Annotated in this window: 19 protein-coding genes; 9 read left to right on the top strand and 10 right to left on the bottom strand. The window is 67.5% G+C overall.

Annotation, left to right across the window (positions count from 1 at the left end):
- The first annotated feature begins 71 nt into the window (after window positions 1-71).
- Together glsA and OG326_RS14875 are read left to right on the top strand one after the other, a co-directional pair.
- Window positions 72-1,940, top strand: coding sequence for a glutaminase A (gene glsA, locus OG326_RS14880; RefSeq protein ID WP_327145222.1), 1,869 nt, complete (start codon window positions 72-74; stop codon window positions 1,938-1,940).
- 236 nt (window positions 1,941-2,176) lie between these two features.
- On the top strand, window positions 2,177-2,872 hold the full coding sequence (locus OG326_RS14875; RefSeq protein ID WP_327145221.1) for an SIMPL domain-containing protein: 696 nt from the start codon (window positions 2,177-2,179) through the stop codon (window positions 2,870-2,872).
- A gap of 23 nt (window positions 2,873-2,895) precedes the next feature.
- On the opposite strand, the gene OG326_RS14870 is transcribed toward OG326_RS14875, so the two are convergent.
- The 3 genes from OG326_RS14870 to OG326_RS14860 all read right to left on the bottom strand — a co-directional run bounded on the left by OG326_RS14870 (window position 2,896) and on the right by OG326_RS14860 (window position 7,274).
- The gene (locus OG326_RS14870) at window positions 2,896-3,705 is read right to left on the bottom strand and encodes a hypothetical protein (protein WP_327145220.1); all 810 of its coding nucleotides are present in this window, start codon (window positions 3,703-3,705) and stop codon (window positions 2,896-2,898) included.
- Between the two features lie 93 nt (window positions 3,706-3,798).
- Window positions 3,799-5,289 carry a class I SAM-dependent RNA methyltransferase gene (locus OG326_RS14865; RefSeq protein WP_327145219.1) on the bottom strand — a complete coding sequence of 497 codons (1,491 nt, stop codon included), beginning with the start codon at window positions 5,287-5,289 and terminating at the stop codon, window positions 3,799-3,801.
- Entirely contained in the window at window positions 5,286-7,274 is a 1,989-nt protein-coding gene (locus OG326_RS14860) for an APC family permease (protein WP_327145218.1), read from the bottom strand. The genes OG326_RS14865 and OG326_RS14860 overlap by 4 nt, the downstream gene beginning before the upstream one ends.
- 260 nt (window positions 7,275-7,534) lie before the next feature.
- On the opposite strand from OG326_RS14860, the gene OG326_RS14855 reads away from it, so the two are divergent.
- Window positions 7,535-8,200, top strand: a complete 666-nt coding sequence (locus tag OG326_RS14855; protein WP_327145217.1) for a potassium channel family protein — start codon at window positions 7,535-7,537, stop codon at window positions 8,198-8,200.
- A 2-nt stretch (window positions 8,201-8,202) separates the two neighbouring features.
- Window positions 8,203-8,892 carry a potassium channel family protein gene (locus OG326_RS14850; RefSeq protein WP_327145216.1) on the top strand — a complete coding sequence of 230 codons (690 nt, stop codon included), beginning with the start codon at window positions 8,203-8,205 and terminating at the stop codon, window positions 8,890-8,892.
- A gap of 28 nt (window positions 8,893-8,920) precedes the next feature.
- Here the strand turns inward: OG326_RS14850 and shbA are convergent, their stop codons facing one another.
- From shbA to OG326_RS14835, 3 genes are all read right to left on the bottom strand, one after another.
- Window positions 8,921-9,559 (bottom strand): RNA polymerase sigma factor ShbA, encoded by a 639-nt coding sequence (gene shbA / locus OG326_RS14845; protein WP_327146494.1) that lies wholly within the window; start codon window positions 9,557-9,559, stop codon window positions 8,921-8,923.
- A 241-nt stretch (window positions 9,560-9,800) separates the two neighbouring features.
- Entirely contained in the window at window positions 9,801-10,574 is a 774-nt protein-coding gene (locus OG326_RS14840; protein WP_442791033.1) for a DUF3159 domain-containing protein, read from the bottom strand.
- 11 nt (window positions 10,575-10,585) lie between these two features.
- Window positions 10,586-10,978, bottom strand: coding sequence for an OB-fold nucleic acid binding domain-containing protein (locus OG326_RS14835; protein ID WP_327145214.1), 393 nt, complete (start codon window positions 10,976-10,978; stop codon window positions 10,586-10,588).
- A gap of 158 nt (window positions 10,979-11,136) precedes the next feature.
- Here OG326_RS14835 and OG326_RS14830 point away from each other — a divergent pair, with 158 nt between their 5' ends.
- Window positions 11,137-11,853, top strand: coding sequence for an alpha/beta fold hydrolase (locus OG326_RS14830; RefSeq protein ID WP_327145213.1), 717 nt, complete (start codon window positions 11,137-11,139; stop codon window positions 11,851-11,853).
- A 137-nt stretch (window positions 11,854-11,990) separates the two neighbouring features.
- On the opposite strand, the gene OG326_RS14825 is transcribed toward OG326_RS14830, so the two are convergent.
- Entirely contained in the window at window positions 11,991-12,872 is an 882-nt protein-coding gene (locus OG326_RS14825; protein ID WP_442791032.1) for a DUF3710 domain-containing protein, read from the bottom strand.
- Between the two features lie 2 nt (window positions 12,873-12,874).
- On the bottom strand, window positions 12,875-13,348 hold the full coding sequence (gene dut, locus OG326_RS14820) for a dUTP diphosphatase (protein ID WP_327145211.1): 474 nt from the start codon (window positions 13,346-13,348) through the stop codon (window positions 12,875-12,877).
- A 79-nt stretch (window positions 13,349-13,427) separates the two neighbouring features.
- Here dut and OG326_RS14815 point away from each other — a divergent pair, with 79 nt between their 5' ends.
- Window positions 13,428-13,925, top strand: coding sequence for a DUF3093 domain-containing protein (locus OG326_RS14815; protein WP_327146493.1), 498 nt, complete (start codon window positions 13,428-13,430; stop codon window positions 13,923-13,925).
- 99 nt (window positions 13,926-14,024) lie between these two features.
- Here the strand turns inward: OG326_RS14815 and OG326_RS14810 are convergent, their stop codons facing one another.
- The gene (locus OG326_RS14810; RefSeq protein ID WP_327145210.1) at window positions 14,025-14,327 is read right to left on the bottom strand and encodes a DUF4193 domain-containing protein; all 303 of its coding nucleotides are present in this window, start codon (window positions 14,325-14,327) and stop codon (window positions 14,025-14,027) included.
- Between the two features lie 419 nt (window positions 14,328-14,746).
- Here OG326_RS14810 and cei point away from each other — a divergent pair, with 419 nt between their 5' ends.
- Window positions 14,747-15,424, top strand: coding sequence for an envelope integrity protein Cei (gene cei / locus OG326_RS14805; RefSeq protein ID WP_327145209.1), 678 nt, complete (start codon window positions 14,747-14,749; stop codon window positions 15,422-15,424).
- Window positions 15,425-15,615: 191 nt separating this feature from the next.
- Here the strand turns inward: cei and OG326_RS14800 are convergent, their stop codons facing one another.
- Entirely contained in the window at window positions 15,616-16,530 is a 915-nt protein-coding gene (locus OG326_RS14800; protein WP_442790961.1) for an inositol monophosphatase family protein, read from the bottom strand.
- 69 nt (window positions 16,531-16,599) lie between these two features.
- On the opposite strand from OG326_RS14800, the gene ppgK reads away from it, so the two are divergent.
- The gene (gene ppgK / locus OG326_RS14795; RefSeq protein ID WP_327145208.1) at window positions 16,600-17,358 is read left to right on the top strand and encodes a polyphosphate--glucose phosphotransferase; all 759 of its coding nucleotides are present in this window, start codon (window positions 16,600-16,602) and stop codon (window positions 17,356-17,358) included.
- 151 nt (window positions 17,359-17,509) lie between these two features.
- Complete coding sequence (locus tag OG326_RS14790; protein ID WP_327145207.1) at window positions 17,510-18,904, top strand: RNA polymerase sigma factor; 1,395 nt, start codon at window positions 17,510-17,512, stop codon at window positions 18,902-18,904.
- The last annotated feature ends 285 nt before the right edge of the window (window positions 18,905-19,189 follow it).

Raw genomic sequence — 19,189 nt, 5'->3', positions numbered from 1 at the left:
AACTAATTGTCACCTGCGACATCCGCAGGGAATGTGAGGCTCCACACACATTACGCGGATAGAGTGGGCCTGTGGTCCCCCCAATTTCGGCCAACGGCGAGTCGCCGCAGACCGGCCACGGCGTGGTGGCTCGCATCATCGACGAAGTATACGAGTTGTGCCGCGCCGATACCTCCGGAGAGCTTGCCGACTACATCCCGGAACTCGCAGCGGTACAACCGGATTCATTCGGCATCTGCCTGGCTACGGCCGATGGTCAGGTGTACGGCAGCGGAGATCTGGACACCTGCTTCACAATTCAGTCGATTTCGAAACCGTTCACCTACGCACTGGCACTCGCCGATCACGGAACCGCAGCGATGGCCGAGCGCATCGATGTGGAACCCACCGGGGAACCGTTCTACGAAATCAGTCTGGACCCCAAGACACAGCGCCCGCGCAATCCGATGATCAATGCCGGCGCCATTGCCGCGGCCGGATTGGTCGACGGTCGTGATGCGGCTGACCGGTTTGCCCGGATACGTCGCAGCTACAGCCGATTCGCCGGGCGCGAACTGAAACTCAACGAGGATGTCTACGCCTCCGAGGCGCGCACCGGATTCCGCAATCGCGCCATCGGATATCTGCTGCGCGGCGCGCAGATCATCGACGGCGATCCGGAAGAAGCCGTGGACCGGTATTTCCGGCAGTGCTCGATCGACGTCACCTGCCGCGATCTCGCCATGATGGCCGCCACCCTCGCGAACAACGGCGTGAATCCGCTCACGCACGAACGCGCGCTCACCGGACCACTGGTCGAGCAGGTGCTCAGCGTCATGACCACCTGCGGCATGTACGACGCCGCGGGCGACTGGGTGACCACCGTCGGGCTGCCCGCGAAAAGCGGTGTGGGCGGCGGAATCCTGGCCGTACTGCCCGGGCAGATCGGCATCGCGGTGTACTCGCCGCGGCTCGACGCACACGGCAGCAGCGTGCGCGGGGTGAAGGCCTGCCGGGAACTCTCACACCGATTGGGGCTGCACTTCCTGCACGTGACGCGCGCCGCGCACACCGCCATCCGGACCGCGTATTCGGTGGCCGAGGCGCCCTCGCGACTGCGCCGGGACGCGGATGAGCTGGCGGTGCTGCGGGAGTGGGGCGAGCGCGCCCGCATTTTCGAATTGCACGGCGATTTGCTGTTCGCGGGTGCGGAATCCACGGTGCGGGCCGTGGAGGAAACCTCCGGGCAACTGGAGGCGCTGGTACTGGATCTGCGCGAAGTGGCCGATGTGAGCGAGATCGCGGTGCGCATGATCGATGATCTGCAAGCCGAACTGGCCGCCGCGGGATGCCGTGTCGCACTGGTCGATCCGGAGGCGAAGCTCGGGCATATGACCTCGAGCCTGGATCCCAAGGACCCGCGCGGGCGGGTGTTCGCGGACCGCGACAGCGCCACCGAATGGTGCGAGCAACTCATCGTCGACCGGTACCGGCCGGAGGACTGCACGCCCGCGGCGGCACTGCGGGTGGAACAGCATCCGGCCATCGCCGATCTGCCCGATGATGAAAGGCAGCGGCTGGCAAAGGAATTCGAGATACGGACCGTCGCGCGCGGGGAACGCATCGTGGCGCGCGACAGTCCACGGGCCGGGCTGTTCCTGATTCTCGACGGGCGGGTGCGCGTGACATTCGAGGATCGCGACGGGCGGCGGCACCGGTTGATCTCGCTGTCGCCGGGCATGTCGTTCGGTGAGATCTCCCTGCTGACCGGGGTGCAGTTCAGCAATGACATCTATGCCGAGACGACGGTGCGGCTCGCGGTACTGCCGCCGGACAAGTTCGATCAGCTCACCGGTCAGGCGCCCGAGGTGAAGCTGGCGCTGCTGGAACGGCTCGCCACCGCTGCCTACGCCCAAGCCGATGCCGCCGTACGCGCGCTGGCAGCCCACGGCGGGGTCTGAAGCCCAGCAGCTCGGACGAATCCGGGCGGGGCCACGCGTGGTCCATCGACGCGCCCGATCGCCCAGGACGCATTCGCGCCCGGTTCGAGCAAGGGCCACGCGAAATGATCGGCCCCGGCGGGCTCTGGCAACGCACTGCGAGGTTCAGCCCCGCCGGAGTGACCGCGCGGCGCGGCGTTCGGTGTGTCGGGCGTCGGTAGCATCGGGGTGCCCTGGCACCGATCGAGGAGGACGCCGTGACCAGCACTGCCATCGATTCCGGCACCATTACGACGTTCGGCGCCGGGAGCGCGAGCGGCACACCCGATCTCATGCGGGTGACCATGTCGATCGAGACCAAGGCCGATTCCGTCGCGACGGCGTACGCGACAGCCGGAGAGCGCGCGGACGCGCTGATCGGGTCGCTGCGCGGGGACGGGGTGCCCGGGCGGGACATCTCGACCAGCGGGCTGTCGGTGCGCACGGAAACCGTATGGACCGAAGGCAATCGGGAACAGATCGTCGGATATGTGGCGAGCACCTCGCTGACGGTGACGCTGCGCGATATCGCCACGCCGTCGGGAGCGGCGAAGGGCACCGCGGACGGCGGTCCGGCCGCGATCATCGCGCACGCCGTCGAAGCCGGTGGGGATGATGTACGCCTCGGCGGGCTCGCGCTCACCGTCAGCGACCCCGAGAGCCTGCTCACTCGCGCCCGCGACGCCGCCTGGGATCACGCCCTCGCCAAGGCCGAGCAGTACGCCGCACGCGCGGGCCGCACCCTCGGCCCGGTCCTGGAGATCACCGAGAACACCTCCGGATCCTCAACCCCCATGCCCCGCATAGCCTTCGCCGTCGCCAAGAGCGATATGGGCGGCGCTCCCCCGGTGCCGATGGAACTCGGTGAAAGCGAACTGTCCGCCACGATCCGGGCGACCTGGCTCCTGAGCTGAGCCTGCGTAACCACTGCGGTGCTTCAGAATTCGATGTGGGAGAGCAGGGATTTGGCGCGGGTGGCGGTGAGTTGGATGCGGAAGCGGGTGGCGTCGGCTCGGGTGCGGTGGGGGTGGGGGTTGGCAGAGGTCATGATGCGGAGGTCGCGGAGTAGGCGGGTGCCGTCGCGGACGGTGAGGCGGGAGGTGTCTACGAGGTGGCGGACGTTTTTGGTGCTGTCCGGCTCGGGGGTGCCCACCGCGTAGGCCGTCAGATGGTCGAGGGCGGCGCGGAGGTGTTCCTCGCAGGCGGCGTAGTCGCGGCGGGAGTAGCAGCGGGTCGCCTGCTGCAGGTGATCGAGCGGGGTGTGCTGGCCGCGGAGTTCGAGTTCGGTTTCGATCAGGGCGATCTGCTCGGCCAGCTGCAGGGGCAGGCGGTGGGTGGGTCTGAGGCGGCAGCGGATGGTTGCCTCGCCCGGCTGGTCGCCGGTGCGCTCGATGCGGAGTTGGTAGCCGTCGGTGAGCAGGGCGGCGCGGAAGCCGGGGAGCCAGGGCGGTAATTGCTTGCGCTCCAGGGACTCACCGCGCAGGAACTTCTGCGCGGTGAGTTCGGCCAGATTCAACAGTGCCTGATCCGCCTCGGCGCTCCCGGCCAGTGCGGCCATGCGCGCGCCGTACACGGGGGTGACCAGCCTGCCCCAATAACTCTCGGCATTCACCCACATCGCCGCCGTGTACTCGGGGCGCTTGAGATCCACACTCAGCAGCAGGCCCTCCAGCGAGTGGAACTTGGACTGATCTGCGTAGATGAGTTCCAGCACCGCCGAAAGCGTCGGATCCGACAGCGTAGTCATGATCGCTATCTTGGCCGATGGCCCAGATCGACCGCCGCACAGCCCGTTTCCAGCGGGCCGGCGCAGAGCGGCACTCCCGCACCGCTATTCGCCTCAGCGCTCGAGCAGAGCCACGCATTCGATGTGGTGGGTGGCCGGGAAGGCATCGAATACCCGCAGGCCGCTGGGCTTGTACCCGGCATCGCGGTAGAGACCGAGATCACGGGCGAAAGCGGCTGGATCACAACCGATGTGGACGATCCGGCGCGGCCCGCGCTCACCCAGGGCGGCGATGACGTCCTTGCCCGCACCCGCGCGCGGCGGATCCAGGACCACCACATCCGGTGCGGTGTCGGGCTGTTCGACGATCCAGCGCTCGACACGCTCGGCCCGCAACCGCACCCACGGCAGATCACGCAGCGCGGATTCGCCCTCCTCGACCGCGGAGCGCGCGGACTCCACACCGTGCACCGCGCCGTCCGCACCGACCTGCTCGGCCAGGCGCGCGGCGAAAACGCCGACACCGCAGTAGAGATCCCAGCCCAGGGTGCCGGGGGCAGCGTCGGACCACTGCGCCACCACATCCGAATACATCTGCGCCGCACCGGAATGCGGCTGCCAGAAACCGGTGGCCGACACCTCCCAGCGACGGCCCGCGACATACTGCACGGCCACGCCGCTGCCTTCGATCACGCGTTCCGTGCGGGCACGGCTGGCAGCCGCACGGCGGGCCGCGGCGGAATTGCGGCCCCCGCGGCGATCACGCGCCTCCGGACGACTACCGGACCGCACCTCGGCGGGAGCCAGCTCGACAATATGGCGCACACCGTCACCGTCCACGGCGACAACAAGATCCGCGCCGGGCGTCCAGGTGCGATCGGCGATACCGGTCATGGCTCCGGCGATCGGCTGCGGGCAGCGCAGATCGGTGATCACATCGGTGCTGCGGTAGCCGTGCACACCCGCGCGGCCCTCGGCATCGACCACCAGGCGCACCCGGGACCGCCAGCCGCCGGAAGACAGCTGCGGCGCAATGCCATTCACGTCGAGGTCCCCGAGGCCGTTCGCATCGTCGTGCACCGCACTGCCGGGCGCCCGGCCCGCCGCAGCGCCATACACGCGGCCCGCCGCAGCGCTCCGCACGCGCCCGGCCGCAATGCCACGCACACCGCCGGTGGCGATGCCGCTGCGTCCCACCCGTCGCGGCGCGGTGCCGCGCGGCGGAATCGGAATGACCTCGACCTCGAAATCCGTCTCCCAGTCGGCAAGACGGCGCAGCTGCTCGGACACCACGGACGCCTTCAGCGCACGCTGCGCTTCCGGTGTGGCGTGCGAGAAGTCACAGCAGCCCGCTCCCCCGGGTCCGGACACCGGGCACGTCGGGTCGACACGATCGGCCGACGGTTCCAGGATCTCGACGGCATCGGCACGGCAGAACGAGCCGCCGCGATCCTCCGTCACCCGGGCACGCACCAGTTCACCCGGCAGCCCGTGCCGCACGAACAGCACCCGGCCCTCGTGCCGGGCCACACAGAAACCACCGTGTCCGGGCGGGCCGAGGCGCACCTCGTACACCGCACCGCGCCAATTCTCGCCACTGCTCATGATTCGTCTCCGAAACCACGGCGCACCGAACCGGGCGCGTTCACTTCACGGCCCGCGCGGGCCTTGGCGGAGGAGCTCAGCTGCCACGGCACCGAGGTCACCATGACACCCGGCTCGAACAGCAGGCGGCCCTTGAGGCGCAGCGCACTCTGGTTGTGCAGCAACTGCTCCCACCAGTGGCCGACCACGTATTCGGGGATGAACACGGTCACCACATCGCGCGGGGAATCCTTGCGGACCCGCTTCACGTAATCGACCACCGGTTTGGTGATTTCACGGTAGGGGGATTCGATCACCTTGAGCGGCACCGAAATGTCGCTGCGCTCCCATTCCCGCACCAACGCCCGGGTGTCTGGTTCGTCGACGTTCACGGTAATGGCCTCGATGGTGTCGGGTCGTGTGGCGCGGGCATACGCGATGGCCCGCTTGGTCGGTAGATGCAGTTTCGACACCAGCACGATGGAGTGCGTGCGGCTGGGCAGTACACCGTCCCATTCGGTCTCGTCCAGCTCCCTGGACACGGTGTCGTAGTGACGGCGAATGAGCTTCATGATGCCGAAGATGGCGGCCATGGTGACAATCGCGATCCAGGCGCCCGCCAGGAACTTGGTGACGAGCACGATCACCAGCACGGCCGCGGTCATGCTCAGACCGATGGCATTGATCACCCGGGACCGCTTCATGCGCGCCCGCTGCGCCGGATCGGTCTCGGTGCGCAGCAGCCGCGTCCAGTGCCGCAGCATGCCGGTCTGACTCAGCACGAACGAGACGAAGACGCCGACGATGTAGAGCTGGATCAGACGGGTCACCTCGGCGCCGAACAGCACCACGAACGCGATGGCCGCACCGGCCAGGAAGATGATGCCGTTGCTGAAGGCCAGGCGATCACCGCGCGTATGCAGCTGACGCGGCAGGTAGCGGTCCTGCGCCAGGATCGAGCCCAGCACCGGGAAACCGTTGAACGCCGTATTCGCCGCCAGCACCAGGATCAGGGCGGTGACGGTGGTGATGAAGTAGAACCCGGCCGGGAAGCCGTGGAACACCGCGCCCGCCAGCTGCGCGACCAATGTCTTCTGCTCGTAGCCGGCCGGTGCGCCGGTGAGATCGTCGGTGCGCTGCGCGTAGACGACGCCGACCTTCTGGGTGAGCACGATCATGCCCATGAACATGGTGATCGCAATGCTGCCCAGCAGCAGCAGCGTGGTCGCGGCATTGCGCGACTTGGGCTTCCGGAACGCCGGGACACCGTTGCTGATGGCCTCCACACCCGTCAGCGCCGCACAGCCGGACGAGAAGGCCCGGGCGATGAGGAAGACCAGCGGTACACCCAGCAGATGCGATTCCTCGGCCTTGAGGCCGAACCCGTAGGACTCCGCGTGCACGTCCTGGCCGAGGATCCCGATCCGGGTGAACCCCCAGACCAGCATGACGAACATGCCGATCATGAAGGCGTAGACGGGAATCGCGAACATCGTGCCGGACTCCCGCACACCGCGCAGATTCATGGCGGTGAGGATCACGATCGCCGCGACCGCGAACAACACCTTGTGCGTGGAGACGAACGGCACCGCCGAACCGATATTGGAGGCCGCCGAGGAAATCGATACCGCCACGGTGAGCACATAATCCACCAGCAGCGCACTGCCGACGGTCAGTCCCGCGGTCGGACCCAGGTTCTTGGTGGCGACTTCGTAATCACCGCCGCCGGAGGGATAGGCGTGCACATTCTGCCGGTAGCTGGCGACCACAACGGCCATCACCAAAGCGACCACCAACCCGACCCACGGCGCATACGTGTACGCCGAGAGCCCAGCCACCGACAGCACCAGAAAGATTTCCTCGGGTGCGTAAGCCACCGATGACAAAGCATCGGAGGCGAAGACCGGGAGTGCGATCCGTTTGGGCAGCAGCGTGTGGCCCAGGGAATCACTACGGAATGGGCGGCCAACCAGCATGCGCTTGGCGGCCGTCGTCAACTTCGACACTTTGGTGAGCATAAGGGAGCGCGGACCCCGCCGCGTCCACGGCGCGGCAGGTTCGCGCCCGGGACCGTAGTGTGGCCCCTGAACACGGTGAGTTTCTGCTGCTGCGCAGTGTGGGCTTTTTCCGATTCCGGTTTGAATACCGACCAGAGGGGGAAAGTGCCTCGGGGAAAACTCGAACGGTACGGTTGCCACCCGGCTGTGATTTCGACAAGCAGGCAACCAGACCGCACACCACGGTTTTCGGGAATGGGGTTCGCAGGGTGTACGTAGTGATCATGGGGTGTGGGCGAGTCGGATCCTCGCTGGCTCGCGCCCTGGTCCGCATCGGCCACGACGTCGCGGTGATCGATCAGAATTCGAGCGCCTTCCTCCGGCTGGGCCGTGACTTCCCCGGGCTGTGTATTACCGGCGTCGGATTCGACCGGGATGTATTGACCCGCGCGGGAATCGAACGGGCGGAGGCCTTCGCGGCCGTCTCCTCCGGCGACAACTCCAATATCATCTCCGCGCGGGTGGCGCGGGAGACCTTCGGCATCGACCGCGTGGTCGCGCGCATCTACGACGCCAAGCGCGCCGCCGTGTACGAGCGCCTGGGCATTCCGACCATCGCCACCGTGCCGTGGACCACCGACCGGTTCCTGCGTGCGCTGGTGGCCGATCAGTCCACCACCACGTGGCGCGACCCCACCGGCACCGTCGCGGTCACCGAACTCGCACTGCACGAAGAGTGGTACGGACGCACCGTGCACTCGCTGGAGAGCACCATCGGCGCCCGCGTCGCGTTCCTCATCCGGTTCGGCCAGGGCGTGCTGCCGAACGCGAAGACGCTGATGCAGGCCGACGACACGGTGTACATCGCGGCCACCTCGGGCACAGTAGGTGAAGCGGTCGCCTTGGCTGGAAATCCCCCCGCGAGCGAGGACTGATCATGAAGGTAGCCATTGCGGGCGCCGGCGCCGTCGGCCGATCCATCGCCCAGGAGCTATTGCGCGGCGGGCACCAGATCATGCTGCTGGAGCGCCGCCTCGATCACATCGACCCCGTCAGCGCGCCCGCCGCGGTGTGGGTGCACGCCGATGCCTGCGAGCTCGAAACGCTCGAAGAGGCCGGGCTGGAAACCTATGACGTGGTCATCGCCGCCACCGGCGACGATAAGGTGAATCTGGTGTTCGCCCTGCTCGCCAAGACCGAATTCGGCGTGGGCCGGGTGGTCGCGCGGGTCAACGATCCGCGCAACGAGTGGCTCTTCGACACCTCGTGGGGTGTGGACGTCGCCGTCTCCACGCCGCGCCTGCTGGCCTCGCTCGTCGAGGAAGCCGTCTCCGTGGGAGATCTGGTGCGGCTCATGACCCTGCGTCAGGGCCAGGCCAATCTGGTGGAGATCACGCTGCCGACCGATACGCCGTTGGCGGGCAAGGCCGTTCGCATGCTCAAGCTGCCGCGCGATGCGGCGCTGGTGACGATTCTGCGCGGCGGGCGAGTCATCGTGCCGCAGCCGGACGATCCGCTGGAGGGTTCCGACGAACTGCTGTTCGTCGCCTCCGTCGAAGCCGAGGACGATCTTCGGAAAGCCCTCGGCGTCAACGGTTTCGGCAACCCGGTCGGCACAACCGCCTGATAAGGCCGATGCGGGCGGCCACCCCGCACTACGACGCCGACCGGAGTTCGGCGCGCAGCTTGTTGAGGGCGCGGTGCTGCATCACCCGCACCACGCCCGGACTGGTCCCGATGGCCTCGGCAGTCTCCGCGGCCGTCCAGCCCAGCACGATGCGCATGACCAGCACCTCGCGGTGGGTGGGCGCCAGCACCTTCATGAGTTCTCTGGTGGCCGCGCGGGTTTCGGACTGCAGCGCCCGCTCCTCCGGTCCGGCCTCGGTATCGGTGGCATCCGGGAATTCCGCGACCGGATAGGCCGGGTGCAGCTGCGCCCGGCGGAACGCGTCGGCGACCTTGTTGGCCGAAATGCCGTACACGAACGCCAGGAACGACTTGCCCTGATCCCGGTAGCGCGGAATGGCCTGCACGGTGGCCAGGCAGACCTCCTGTGCCACATCATCGGCCGTCACATGCAGATGGCCCGCGCCACCGATGCGCGCGGCGCAGTAGCGCCGCACCAGCGGGTAGACGATCCGGAGAATCTCCGTCACCGCCGCCCGGTCGCCCGCCGCCGCCGGAGCGATCAATTTCTCGAGTTCCGCTGCCGCACGCCGGGATTCCGACGTCGCCGCGGTACTGCCCTTGGTTCCCCGCCCCGCCGAATGCCGGCGCGCGGCCGTTGTCTGCACCGCCGCGCCGAGCCCCTCGCCACGGTCCTGCGATGCCACTGCCTTGCCGTCGGTAATCAACTCGAGATCCTTTCGCCGTTCGTTATACAACGATCGTGCGTGGATCAGAGCCGCCGAAATAGGTACCCCAGGGGTGGGGTGGCCACCCCCTCTCACCCCCGAATCGCCCCGAAGGTGTTCACACGGCAGCGTTTTAGAGCGATAAGGCGCCGGGAAAACCCGGCGCCGACGCAGGCAGGACTCAGTTGGAAGCGGTCTCGGTGGACTTCGCGGCGGGCATATGCCCCGCCTTGCGCACCGCCCACACGGTGACCACCAGGGCCACGGCCGTCAGCGGCCAGCCCATGGCCAGGCGCGCCACCGCCAGCAGACCAGTGCTGTTGGAGTCGTAGAGGTGGTTCTGCACCAGGTAGCGGGCCACGAAGACGATCGCCCACACCGCGGTGGCCAGATCGTAGAGGCGCATGGCACGGCGATCGGAACGCCATTCGGTGCCGTGGCCGTTCAGCACACCCCAGATGACACCCGCCAGCGGCCAGCGCACCAGCAGCGAAATCAGGAACGCGCCGCCGTAGATCAGGCTCGCGTAGATGCCGAACAGGAAGAAGCCCTTGGCCTCACCCATCCGGTAGGCGATGAGCGCACACACGCCCACGCCGAGAAATCCGGAGATGGCCGGCTGGATCGGGCCGCGCTTGACCAGCCGCCAGATCAGGATGGCGGTCGCCACGCCCAGGGCCGCCCAGATGGCCGTGGTGAGCCCGCGCAGCGAATTCACCGGCACGAACACCAGCACCGGCAGCGAGGAGTAGATCAGGCCGCTGAAGCCGCCCAGCTGCTCGAGCAGGGTCTGCTCGATCTCCTCTTCCCGCTCCTGTTCCACCTCGTCGGCGAAGGCGTGGGCGAGTTCGTCCTCGCGGTCGGCCAACTCCGCCTCGAAGGCGTGCTCCAGCTCGCCGGGGGACGTGCCGTAGGCGCCATCGGATATGCGGCCGTCGTCATTGCTGCTGGGTATCGGCATAGGAGTCAGGAGTTCTCACGCAGTTCGTAGTAGGGGTTGTAGATGACCTTGCCGCCGTCACGTTCGCCGACGCGGCCGCGGACCAGAATACGACGACCCGGCTCGATACCGGGGATGCGACGCCTGCCGATGAAGACCAGCGCCACACTGTCGGTGCCGTCGAAGAACTCCGCCTCCACCTCGGCGCCCGCCGATTTGGGGCAGGCCTCGACGCTGCGCAGGCGGCCGAGCATGGTGACTTCCTCACCTCGGCGACACTGCGATGCCGCACACGCGCCCGACGCCTCCGACGTCTCGGCGAGCTCCTCGGCATCCAAACGATCCAGATCCTCCGTCAGGCGCCGGCTCAATCGCCGGAAATAGCCTGACGGGGCTTCCTTCCCACCCGAGGATGGCATCTCGCACGCTCTCCTGTAGAGCCATACGGCGTGGGTCTCACGTCGTTCTTCTCTCCGCATACCTCGTAGGTTTCCCACTCGGGCGCGGCGTACACACCGCCACTGTAGAGGTGACGGGGTGTACTCGCCACGCGCGCCCGTCCCAGTACGCTCGGCGGGTGCCAGATCTCTCACGTCCGGCGGTCGCCGTCGCCCTGCCCGGAACCGGCTCCGATGCGCACTTCGCCGCGCGAGCCTTCGGATCCGCCTGTGCCGCAATGGATCTGCCGCTCCACGCGGTGGATCCGGACCCGCAGCGGGTCATTGCGAGCTATCAGGGCGCGCTCGATGCGGCCGCGCGGTCCGGGCCGGTGCTCATTGCCGGTATTTCGCTCGGTGCGGCGGTGGCCGTCGATTGGGCCGCCCGGCATCCCGATTCGGTGTACGGCGTGGTGGCCGCACTGCCCGCCTGGACCGGGGCCGACACCACCGGCTGCCCGGCCGCGCTCAGTGCCGCGGCCACGGCCGCGCAGCTGCGGGCGGACGGCATCGACGCGATGATCGACCGCATGCGGGCCTCGAGCCCGGCCTGGCTGGCCGAGGCGCTCACCCGCTCCTGGCGGTCACAGTGGCCGCAGCTGCCCGAGGCGCTGGAGGAGGCCGCCGCGTACGCCTGGCCCGAGGCCGAATTCTTGACGAAGGTCACAGCGCCGGTGTCGATCGTCGGCGCGATCGACGATCCCGTGCACCCCTTCGCGGTGGCCGAGCGGTGGGCCGAGCTCATCCCGCGCGCTGAACTGCACCGCATCACGCTCGACGAGCTGGGCGCCGATCCGGCGATCCTGGGCGAGCGCGGCATTCGGGCACTGTTCGCCCGGCACATCGCAGCACCCTGACACTCTCGCGCCCTCGTAATCACCGCAACGCTCTGCGGCTCGAATCCCCCACAGACAGCAAACGACCTTCGCACCCCTCGAGACGAGGAAGGCGCGAAGGTCGTTTGCTGTTCTGCGTTGCCGTGTTGCGGCAGGCGCTAGTTCAGGCCGAGCTGCTGCATCGCGGAACCCTCCGCACCGCGACGCGGTTCGCCGTTCGGAGCCTGGATCGGCTGCGGGCCACCCTGCATGGCGGCCAGCTGCGCGGCCACCGCCTGCTGCTGTGCGTCCAGCTGCTGCTGATGGGCCGCTGCGAGCTGATCGGCGAGCTCCTGGGGTAGGACCACCGGAAGGGGTTCCCGCACCGGTAGAGGCTCGTCTCCGCGGCGGACCACGGTCTCACCGAGAATGGCGCGGGCCGCGGCCACCAGGGGGGTGCCGTCGGTGGCGGCGCCGCTGGGACCGGCCGCCACCAGGCGGACCATCCAGCGGTATCCGTCCACGCCGATGAAACGCAGATCCGCGCCCTCGGTGACAGCGTGCAGCTCCCGGCCCCACGGGCCGTTCTGCACCGACACCTGGGCGCCGTCCTTGCGCAGCGTCTCCGCCAGATCCGCTGCGACCGAACGCCATTGGCCCGGCGACTTGGGCGCGGCATACGCGGCGACCGTGATGCGGCCGTGCTCGGTGGCCAGGTGCACCGCCTGCGGCGCGCCCTCCGGCGTCATCTCGACCTGCAGCTGACCGCCCGGCGGGACCGGCACGATGACCGAACCCAGATCCAGGCGCTGCTCGCCGATGCTCTCGATCTGATCGACGACGTCCTCGTAGTTGTACGGGCCGGTGCGCTCGCCCGCGACAACGGGGAATTCGCCGGTGTCCTCATCGGATTCGTCGTACGCGACGGCGGCCTCGTACTCGGCCGCCTCCTCCTCGTACTCGTCCTCTTCGTCGTCGTATTCGTCGTACTCGGTGTACTCGTCGTCGTACGGTGCGGCGGCGTCGCCGGACTCACCGTTGCGCTTCTTGCGTCCGAACATCGTCATGCCTCCTTGCCGGCCACCAGGCTGGCGTGCCCACCACTGGATCCGTATCCTCCAGCGCCACGCTGGGTTTCGTCGAGATCGTCCACCTCGACGAAGTCGACCAGCTCCACCCGCTGCACCAGCAGCTGGGCGATGCGGTCACCGCGGCGGAGCTCGATGGGAGTGCGCAGATCATGATTGATCAGGCACACCTTGATCTCGCCCCGATAGCCGGCATCAACCGTGCCGGGGGTGTTGACGACGGACAGGCCGGTCTTCGCGGCCAGGCCGGACCTGGGGTGGATGAGACCGACCGTTCCGATCGGGAGGGCTACCGCGATGCCGGTACCAACCAGCACCCGCTCCCCCGGTTCGATGATGACGTCCTCGGTGGTACACAGATCCACCCCGGCGTCGCCCTCGTGGGCGCGCGTGGGTACAGGCATCGCGGGATCGAGCCGCAGCAGGGGAATTGGAGGAATACCGGTCACGTCGGCCGAGCCTACGCGTTCACCCCCGCAGCCATTGACCTAGTCTGATGTCGTGTCCGACCAGCCCCCTCAGGTGACCATGGAACCTCAGCAGCAGACCACGCCCCTCTACTCCGAGCGCCTCTGGGTGCCACTGTGGTGGTGGCCCGTAGGTTTGGCAGTCACCGGACTGCTGGCAGCCGAAATCCACATGGGCGCACCGGGTGTGCGGGCCTGGCTGCCCTACGTCCTGCTGTTCCCGATTCCCGTGTGGGTGCTGCTGTGGATGTCGCGGCATCGGGTGGAGGTGGCCCGCGACGCGGACGGCACGCCGGAACTGCGCATCGATACCGCGCATCTGCCCGCCACCTTCGTGGCGCGTGCCGCGGGTGTGCCCACCAGCGCGAAAAGCGCGGCGCTGGGCCGACAGCTCGACCCCGCCGCGTACGTTCAGCATCGGGCCTGGGTCGGTCCGATGTTGTTGCTCGTGCTCGACGATCCGGACGACCCGACACCGTACTGGTTGGTCAGTACGCGTCGGCCCGATCGAATCCTGGAAGCGCTCGGCGTCAAAAACGCTGGTCAGCCACGTAACTGAAGCTGGCCAGCGCCCGTGCTCGCGCCGGACGAATCCCTTGCCGCGCTCGGCGAACCGAGCGCGGGCTGACGGATATTCCTGCGGGCTGAACGACCTGGATCAGGCCGCGCAGTCCATACAAATCAGCTGCCCGCTAGCTTCGCTGGCGAGCCGGCTGCGGTGGTGCACCAGGAAGCAGCTGGAGCAGGTGAACTCGTCGGCCTGCTTCGGGATGACCCGAACCGAGAGCACCTCCTCCGAAAGATCCGCGCCCGGAAGCTCGAACGACTCCGCGGTATCGGATTCGTCGATATCCACGACGGCGGACGCGGCTTCGTTGCGACGAGCCTTCAGCTCCTCGAGCGAGTCCTCCGACACTTCGTCGGTTTCACTGCGCCGTGGTGCGTCATAGTCGGTTGCCATGTCGTCTTCCCCTCGTCCTTACTCCGTATATCCCGGACCGGCTGGTTCCGTCCCGATTCCCGCAGGAACCGGGCCGGGATAGCCGCCCCGCCCGTGGTGTACGTCACGTGTACACCAGTCACCGACCTGGCCGGATACTCCTGGTCCGTACCTGATCGCGCTCGGTCAACGCAGGACAAGCCCTTGTTGTTCCCGAAATCGAACCCCCGATTCAACCCGGGCGATACGATCGCGGCCGCCAGACAATAGCGGACCCCACGGCAAAAGTCGCAATCAAAACACGCGTGATTCGAAAAAGACGGGCAATCGTCACCGACCAGGGCACGCAACGAGACCTTCGGGCCCGCAACCGAGACCCTTCGGTGGACTTACCGAGACCTTGCACGCAACTTGTCCCAGGTTTTTCGTAGAGTGTGACCGTGGTTTCACTGATCACCCAAGGCAGACCGACCGACCCCAAGGGGCGGCCCTTCATTCGGCGACGCTGGGAGCCGTGGGCAGCCATGGTGGCCGTCATCGCCGTGATCTGCGTCGGTGTGTGGTTTCGCGCACTGACGACGACGGAGGCCGATCCCGGTGCCATGGCGTGCAATTCGCCCAGTCCCGCCTCCAGCACCTCGGCGCCCGCGCCGGCGCCGCTGGGGCAGCGCGTATCACCCTCCAGACTGCGCGACGTCGAACCAGTACCGCTGGCGCAGGCAAAAGTGCGCGTGTTCAATGCCAACGGCCAGCGCGGGCAGGCAGCGCACGTCGCCTCCGAACTGGGCGATCTCGGCTTCGCCAGCGCACCGGATGTTCAGGTGGGCAATGACCCGGTCTACGTCAACGGCGATCTGGAGTGCACCGGCCAGATCCGCTTCGGCGTGAACGGGCGGCCCGCCGCGGCGGCCGCACAGCTGGTGACGCCGTGCGCCGAACTCATCGAGGATCAGCGCACCGACGACACCGTGGATATGGTGCTCGGCTCGCTGTTCCGCGATATCCAGCTCGGGACCGATGCAGAGGAGGTGCTCAAGTCGCTGAAGAATCCGGCGCCGGGCAGCGCACCGGCCATCGATCCGAAGTTGCTGGACGCGGCCCGGCACGCGAAGTGCTGATGCCTCTGCGCTGAGTGCCGTACCGCGCGACGGCGGTACCGGGCCGACCATGCGGCGGCCGAAAAACCAAGTGTCCGTGACCGTTTCATCACACGATCGTTCGACAACCGAATCCTGGATCGCCGCGCCCGATGGGCGCGGCGATCAGTATTTCCGGACTGTGCGGCCTCGGGCTGTCTAGCCCACTGTCCTCACTCCGGGATAGGGGTGGTGACACCGATTCGCTCGAGTAGACCGCTCAGTTCGTCGGCGATTCCGGGCGCGGCGGCAACCACCAATTCGCCCGCCGAACCGGACGCCGTCGGCGCCGGCAGGGTCAGCCGCGCGCCCGCCTCGGCGGCGATGAGCGCGCCCGCGGCCCAATCCCACAGGTTCAGTCCGTGCTCGTAGTGGGCGTCCACGCGGCCCTCGGCGACCATGCACAGATCGAGCGCGGCCGAGCCGAGGCGGCGGATATCGCGAATCTGCGGCAACAGTTCCGCGATCAGTTCGCCCTGCCGGGCACGGCGTTTGGGGGCGTAGGCGAAACCGGTGGCGATCAAGGCCATCGAGACCGACTCGACCGGATTGCAGCGCAGCGGAATCGGTTCGCCGCCGAGCGGAGTCCGGTGCGCGCCCAGGCCCAGACCGGCGCTGTAGGTGGCCCCGGCCACCACGTCGGCCACGGCGCCGGCGACCGATCGCCCGCCGCGCACGGCCGCCACCGAGACCGAGTAGGCGGGGATGCCGTAGACGAAATTGACCGTGCCGTCGATCGGATCGACGACCCACTGCACGGCGTCCGGATCATCGGCGAGGGTGCCGCCGTCCTCCTCGCCGAGGACGAGATCGCCCGGGCGCAGTTCGGCGACCAGCGTGCGGACCAGCGCCTCGGTTTCGGTATCGACGATGGTCACGGGGTCGGTGGGGGTGCTCTTGGACTGCACGGCGTCGTCCGCCACGGCGCCCGGCCCGAAAACCTCGGGGCGGCGCGCCCGCACGTGAGCGGCGGCGGTTTCGGCCAGATGCACCGCCACACGGCGCAGTTCGGCGATGTCGGTCTCGTCGGAGGTCAGGGTGGTGTTCGATGCGGTGGAGGTGAAATCGGATTCCGGCACGAGGACCATCGCAGCACAGATCCCGCACACCTCGCATTAGGCTTGTCGGGCACATCACTGGGAGAACGAGGAGTCGTCATGTCCGCTCGGGGGCACGGGTTCGGGATCGACATCGGCGGTAGCGGTGTCAAGGGCGCTGCGGTCGATCTGGCCACCGGGGAGCTGATCCAGGAGCGCATCAAGGTGGCGACGCCGCATCCGGCCACGCCGAGCGCGGTCGCGGAGACCGTCGCGAAGGTGGTCGCGCAATCGGGTTGGGACGGTCCGGTCGGCATCACCATGCCGAGCGTGATCATCGGCGGTGTCGTGCGCACCGCGGCCAATATCGACAAGTCCTGGATCGGCACCGACGCGCGGGCGCTTTTCGCGCAGGCGCTCGGCGGCCGCGAGGTGACGGTGCTCAACGATGCGGACGCCGCGGGCATGGCCGAGGACCGCTACGGCGCAGCAAAGGATCTCGACGGTCTGGTAATGCTGCTCACCTTCGGCACGGGCATCGGATCGGCCGTGATGTACAACGGCGTGCTCATGCCCAACAGCGAACTCGGGCATATCGAGGTGGGTGGTCAGGAGGCCGAGCACCGGGCCGCCGCATCGATCAAGGATCGCGACGGACTGACCTACGCGCAATGGGCCGCCGAAGTCAGTAAGGTGCTGGTCACGCTGGAAAACCTGTTCTGGCCGAACGTGTTCGTGGCGGGTGGCGGCATCAGTCGCGACTACGCTGAATGGATTCCGTTGCTGACCAACCGAACCCCCGTCGTCGCGGCCGATTTGAAGAACACCGCGGGCATCGTGGGAGCGGCAATGGCCGTGTCTGCCGGTATCGCGCCATAAGTACGCTGGTTCGATCGTTACAATGGAAGAAGCTCCGGCGGTGCGCCGGTGAAAACAACCCGGCACCAGCGCCGGTTACCCCCCTACAGACCGCTCCGCCGGATCACCACTCTGGCGTGACGCCGCACGAGACCGTCACGAAAGGGCGTACGTGGTAGCCACGAATACCCGAGAGACCGCCGAATCGGCCGACGAAGCCGACTCCGCAGACATCACCGCAGCACGGCCGGTCAAAAAGGCTGCCGCTAAGAAAGCCCCGGCCAAGAAGGCGGTGGCCAAAAAAGTCGCAGCCAAGAAGGCCCCTGCTAAAAAGGCTCCGGCCAAGAAGGCGGCTGCCAAGAAGGCCGGCAGCAAGGGCGAGGGCGACGACGGCGACGTCGATGTGAGCGCCGACGAAGAGTCGGTGGATCTCGCCGATCTCGGCGACCTGGAGGTCGATGAGACCGACCTGGTCGAGGAGGATCTCGCCGAGGACGATGCCGAAGAGGCCGAGACCCCGGCGGCGGGCGAGGAAGCCGAAGAGGCCGAGGAGCCCACCGCCAAGGACAAGGCGTCGGGCGACTTCGTCTGGGACGAGGAGGAATCCGAGGCCCTGCGGCAGGCTCGCAAGGACGCGGAGCTCACCGCTTCCGCCGACTCGGTGCGCGCCTACCTCAAGCAGATCGGCAAGGTCGCGCTGCTCAACGCGGAGGAGGAGGTCGAGCTGGCCAAGCGCATCGAGGCCGGCCTCTACGCCACCGAGAAGCTGCGCGAATTCGCCGAAAAGGGCGAGAAGCTCACCGTTCAGCTGCGCCGCGACCTGCAGTGGATCATGCGCGATGGCAATCGCGCCAAGAACCACCTGCTGGAAGCCAACCTGCGACTGGTGGTTTCGCTGGCCAAGCGCTACACCGGCCGTGGCATGGCGTTCCTGGATCTCATCCAGGAGGGCAACCTGGGCCTGATCCGCGCGGTCGAGAAGTTCGACTACACCAAGGGCTACAAGTTCTCCACGTATGCCACCTGGTGGATCCGTCAGGCGATCACCCGCGCCATGGCCGATCAGGCCCGCACCATCCGTATCCCGGTGCATATGGTCGAGGTCATCAACAAGCTGGGCCGTATCCAGCGTGAGCTGCTGCAGGATCTGGGCCGTGAGCCCACTCCCGAAGAGCTCGCCAAGGAAATGGACATCACGCCCGAAAAGGTGCTGGAGATCCAGCAGTACGCGCGTGAACCCATCTCCCTCGATCAGACGATCGGCGACGAAGGCGACAGCCAGCTCGGCGATTTCATCGAGGATTCCGAAGCCGTCGTCGCAGTAGACGCCGTCAGCTTCACCCTCCTCCAGGACCAGCTCCAGTCCGTCCTGGAAACCCTCTCCGAGCGCGAGGCAGGTGTAGTCCGGCTCCGCTTCGGCCTCACCGACGGCCAGCCCCGCACCCTGGACGAGATCGGCCAGGTCTACGGCGTCACGCGCGAGCGCATCCGCCAGATCGAATCGAAGACCATGAGCAAACTGCGCCACCCCAGCCGCTCCCAGGTATTGCGCGACTACCTGGACTAGGTTGCATACGAGAAAGGCCCCCGAGCTTCCAGCTTCGGGGGCCTTTCTCGTGTCGGTGTTCAGCCGAATGCCGAAGAGCGGCAACCGATTCTGGTCAGGGGCTGCGTGCGGGCGGTCGATCACTCGAAACAGTCTCGGCCCGTCGGTGTTTCAGAAACCGCGAGGGCTGATCGGGTCTGCGGTGGGCAGGCGATATCACACTGGAGTCCTATTTCGTGTCATACCAAGGGGTTACAGGCGACGAGAATTTGGGCGATAGCTTCGGGGTATCGAAATCGGCGCCCT

Source organism: Nocardia sp. NBC_01327 (assembly GCF_035958815.1).
GTDB lineage: Bacteria > Actinomycetota > Actinomycetes > Mycobacteriales > Mycobacteriaceae > Nocardia.
This window is presented reverse-complemented; position numbering and strand designations above follow the sequence as displayed.

Bases quoted from the DNA above. Each gene is read 5' to 3' on its own strand.
- OG326_RS14815 (WP_327146493.1), top strand. From the start codon at position 13,428: ATGGAACCTCAGCAGCAGACCACGCCCCTCTACTCCGAGCGCCTCTGG.
- ppgK (WP_327145208.1), top strand. From the start codon at position 16,600: ATGTCCGCTCGGGGGCACGGGTTCGGGATCGACATCGGCGGTAGCGGT.
- OG326_RS14810 (WP_327145210.1), bottom strand. From the start codon at position 14,327: ATGGCAACCGACTATGACGCACCACGGCGCAGTGAAACCGACGAAGTG.
- OG326_RS14800 (WP_442790961.1), bottom strand. From the start codon at position 16,530: ATGGTCCTCGTGCCGGAATCCGATTTCACCTCCACCGCATCGAACACC.
- OG326_RS14825 (WP_442791032.1), bottom strand. From the start codon at position 12,872: ATGTTCGGACGCAAGAAGCGCAACGGTGAGTCCGGCGACGCCGCCGCA.
- OG326_RS14835 (WP_327145214.1), bottom strand. From the start codon at position 10,978: ATGCCATCCTCGGGTGGGAAGGAAGCCCCGTCAGGCTATTTCCGGCGA.
- OG326_RS14865 (WP_327145219.1), bottom strand. From the start codon at position 5,289: ATGAGCAGTGGCGAGAATTGGCGCGGTGCGGTGTACGAGGTGCGCCTC.
- OG326_RS14850 (WP_327145216.1), top strand. From the start codon at position 8,203: ATGAAGGTAGCCATTGCGGGCGCCGGCGCCGTCGGCCGATCCATCGCC.
- OG326_RS14870 (WP_327145220.1), bottom strand. From the start codon at position 3,705: ATGACTACGCTGTCGGATCCGACGCTTTCGGCGGTGCTGGAACTCATC.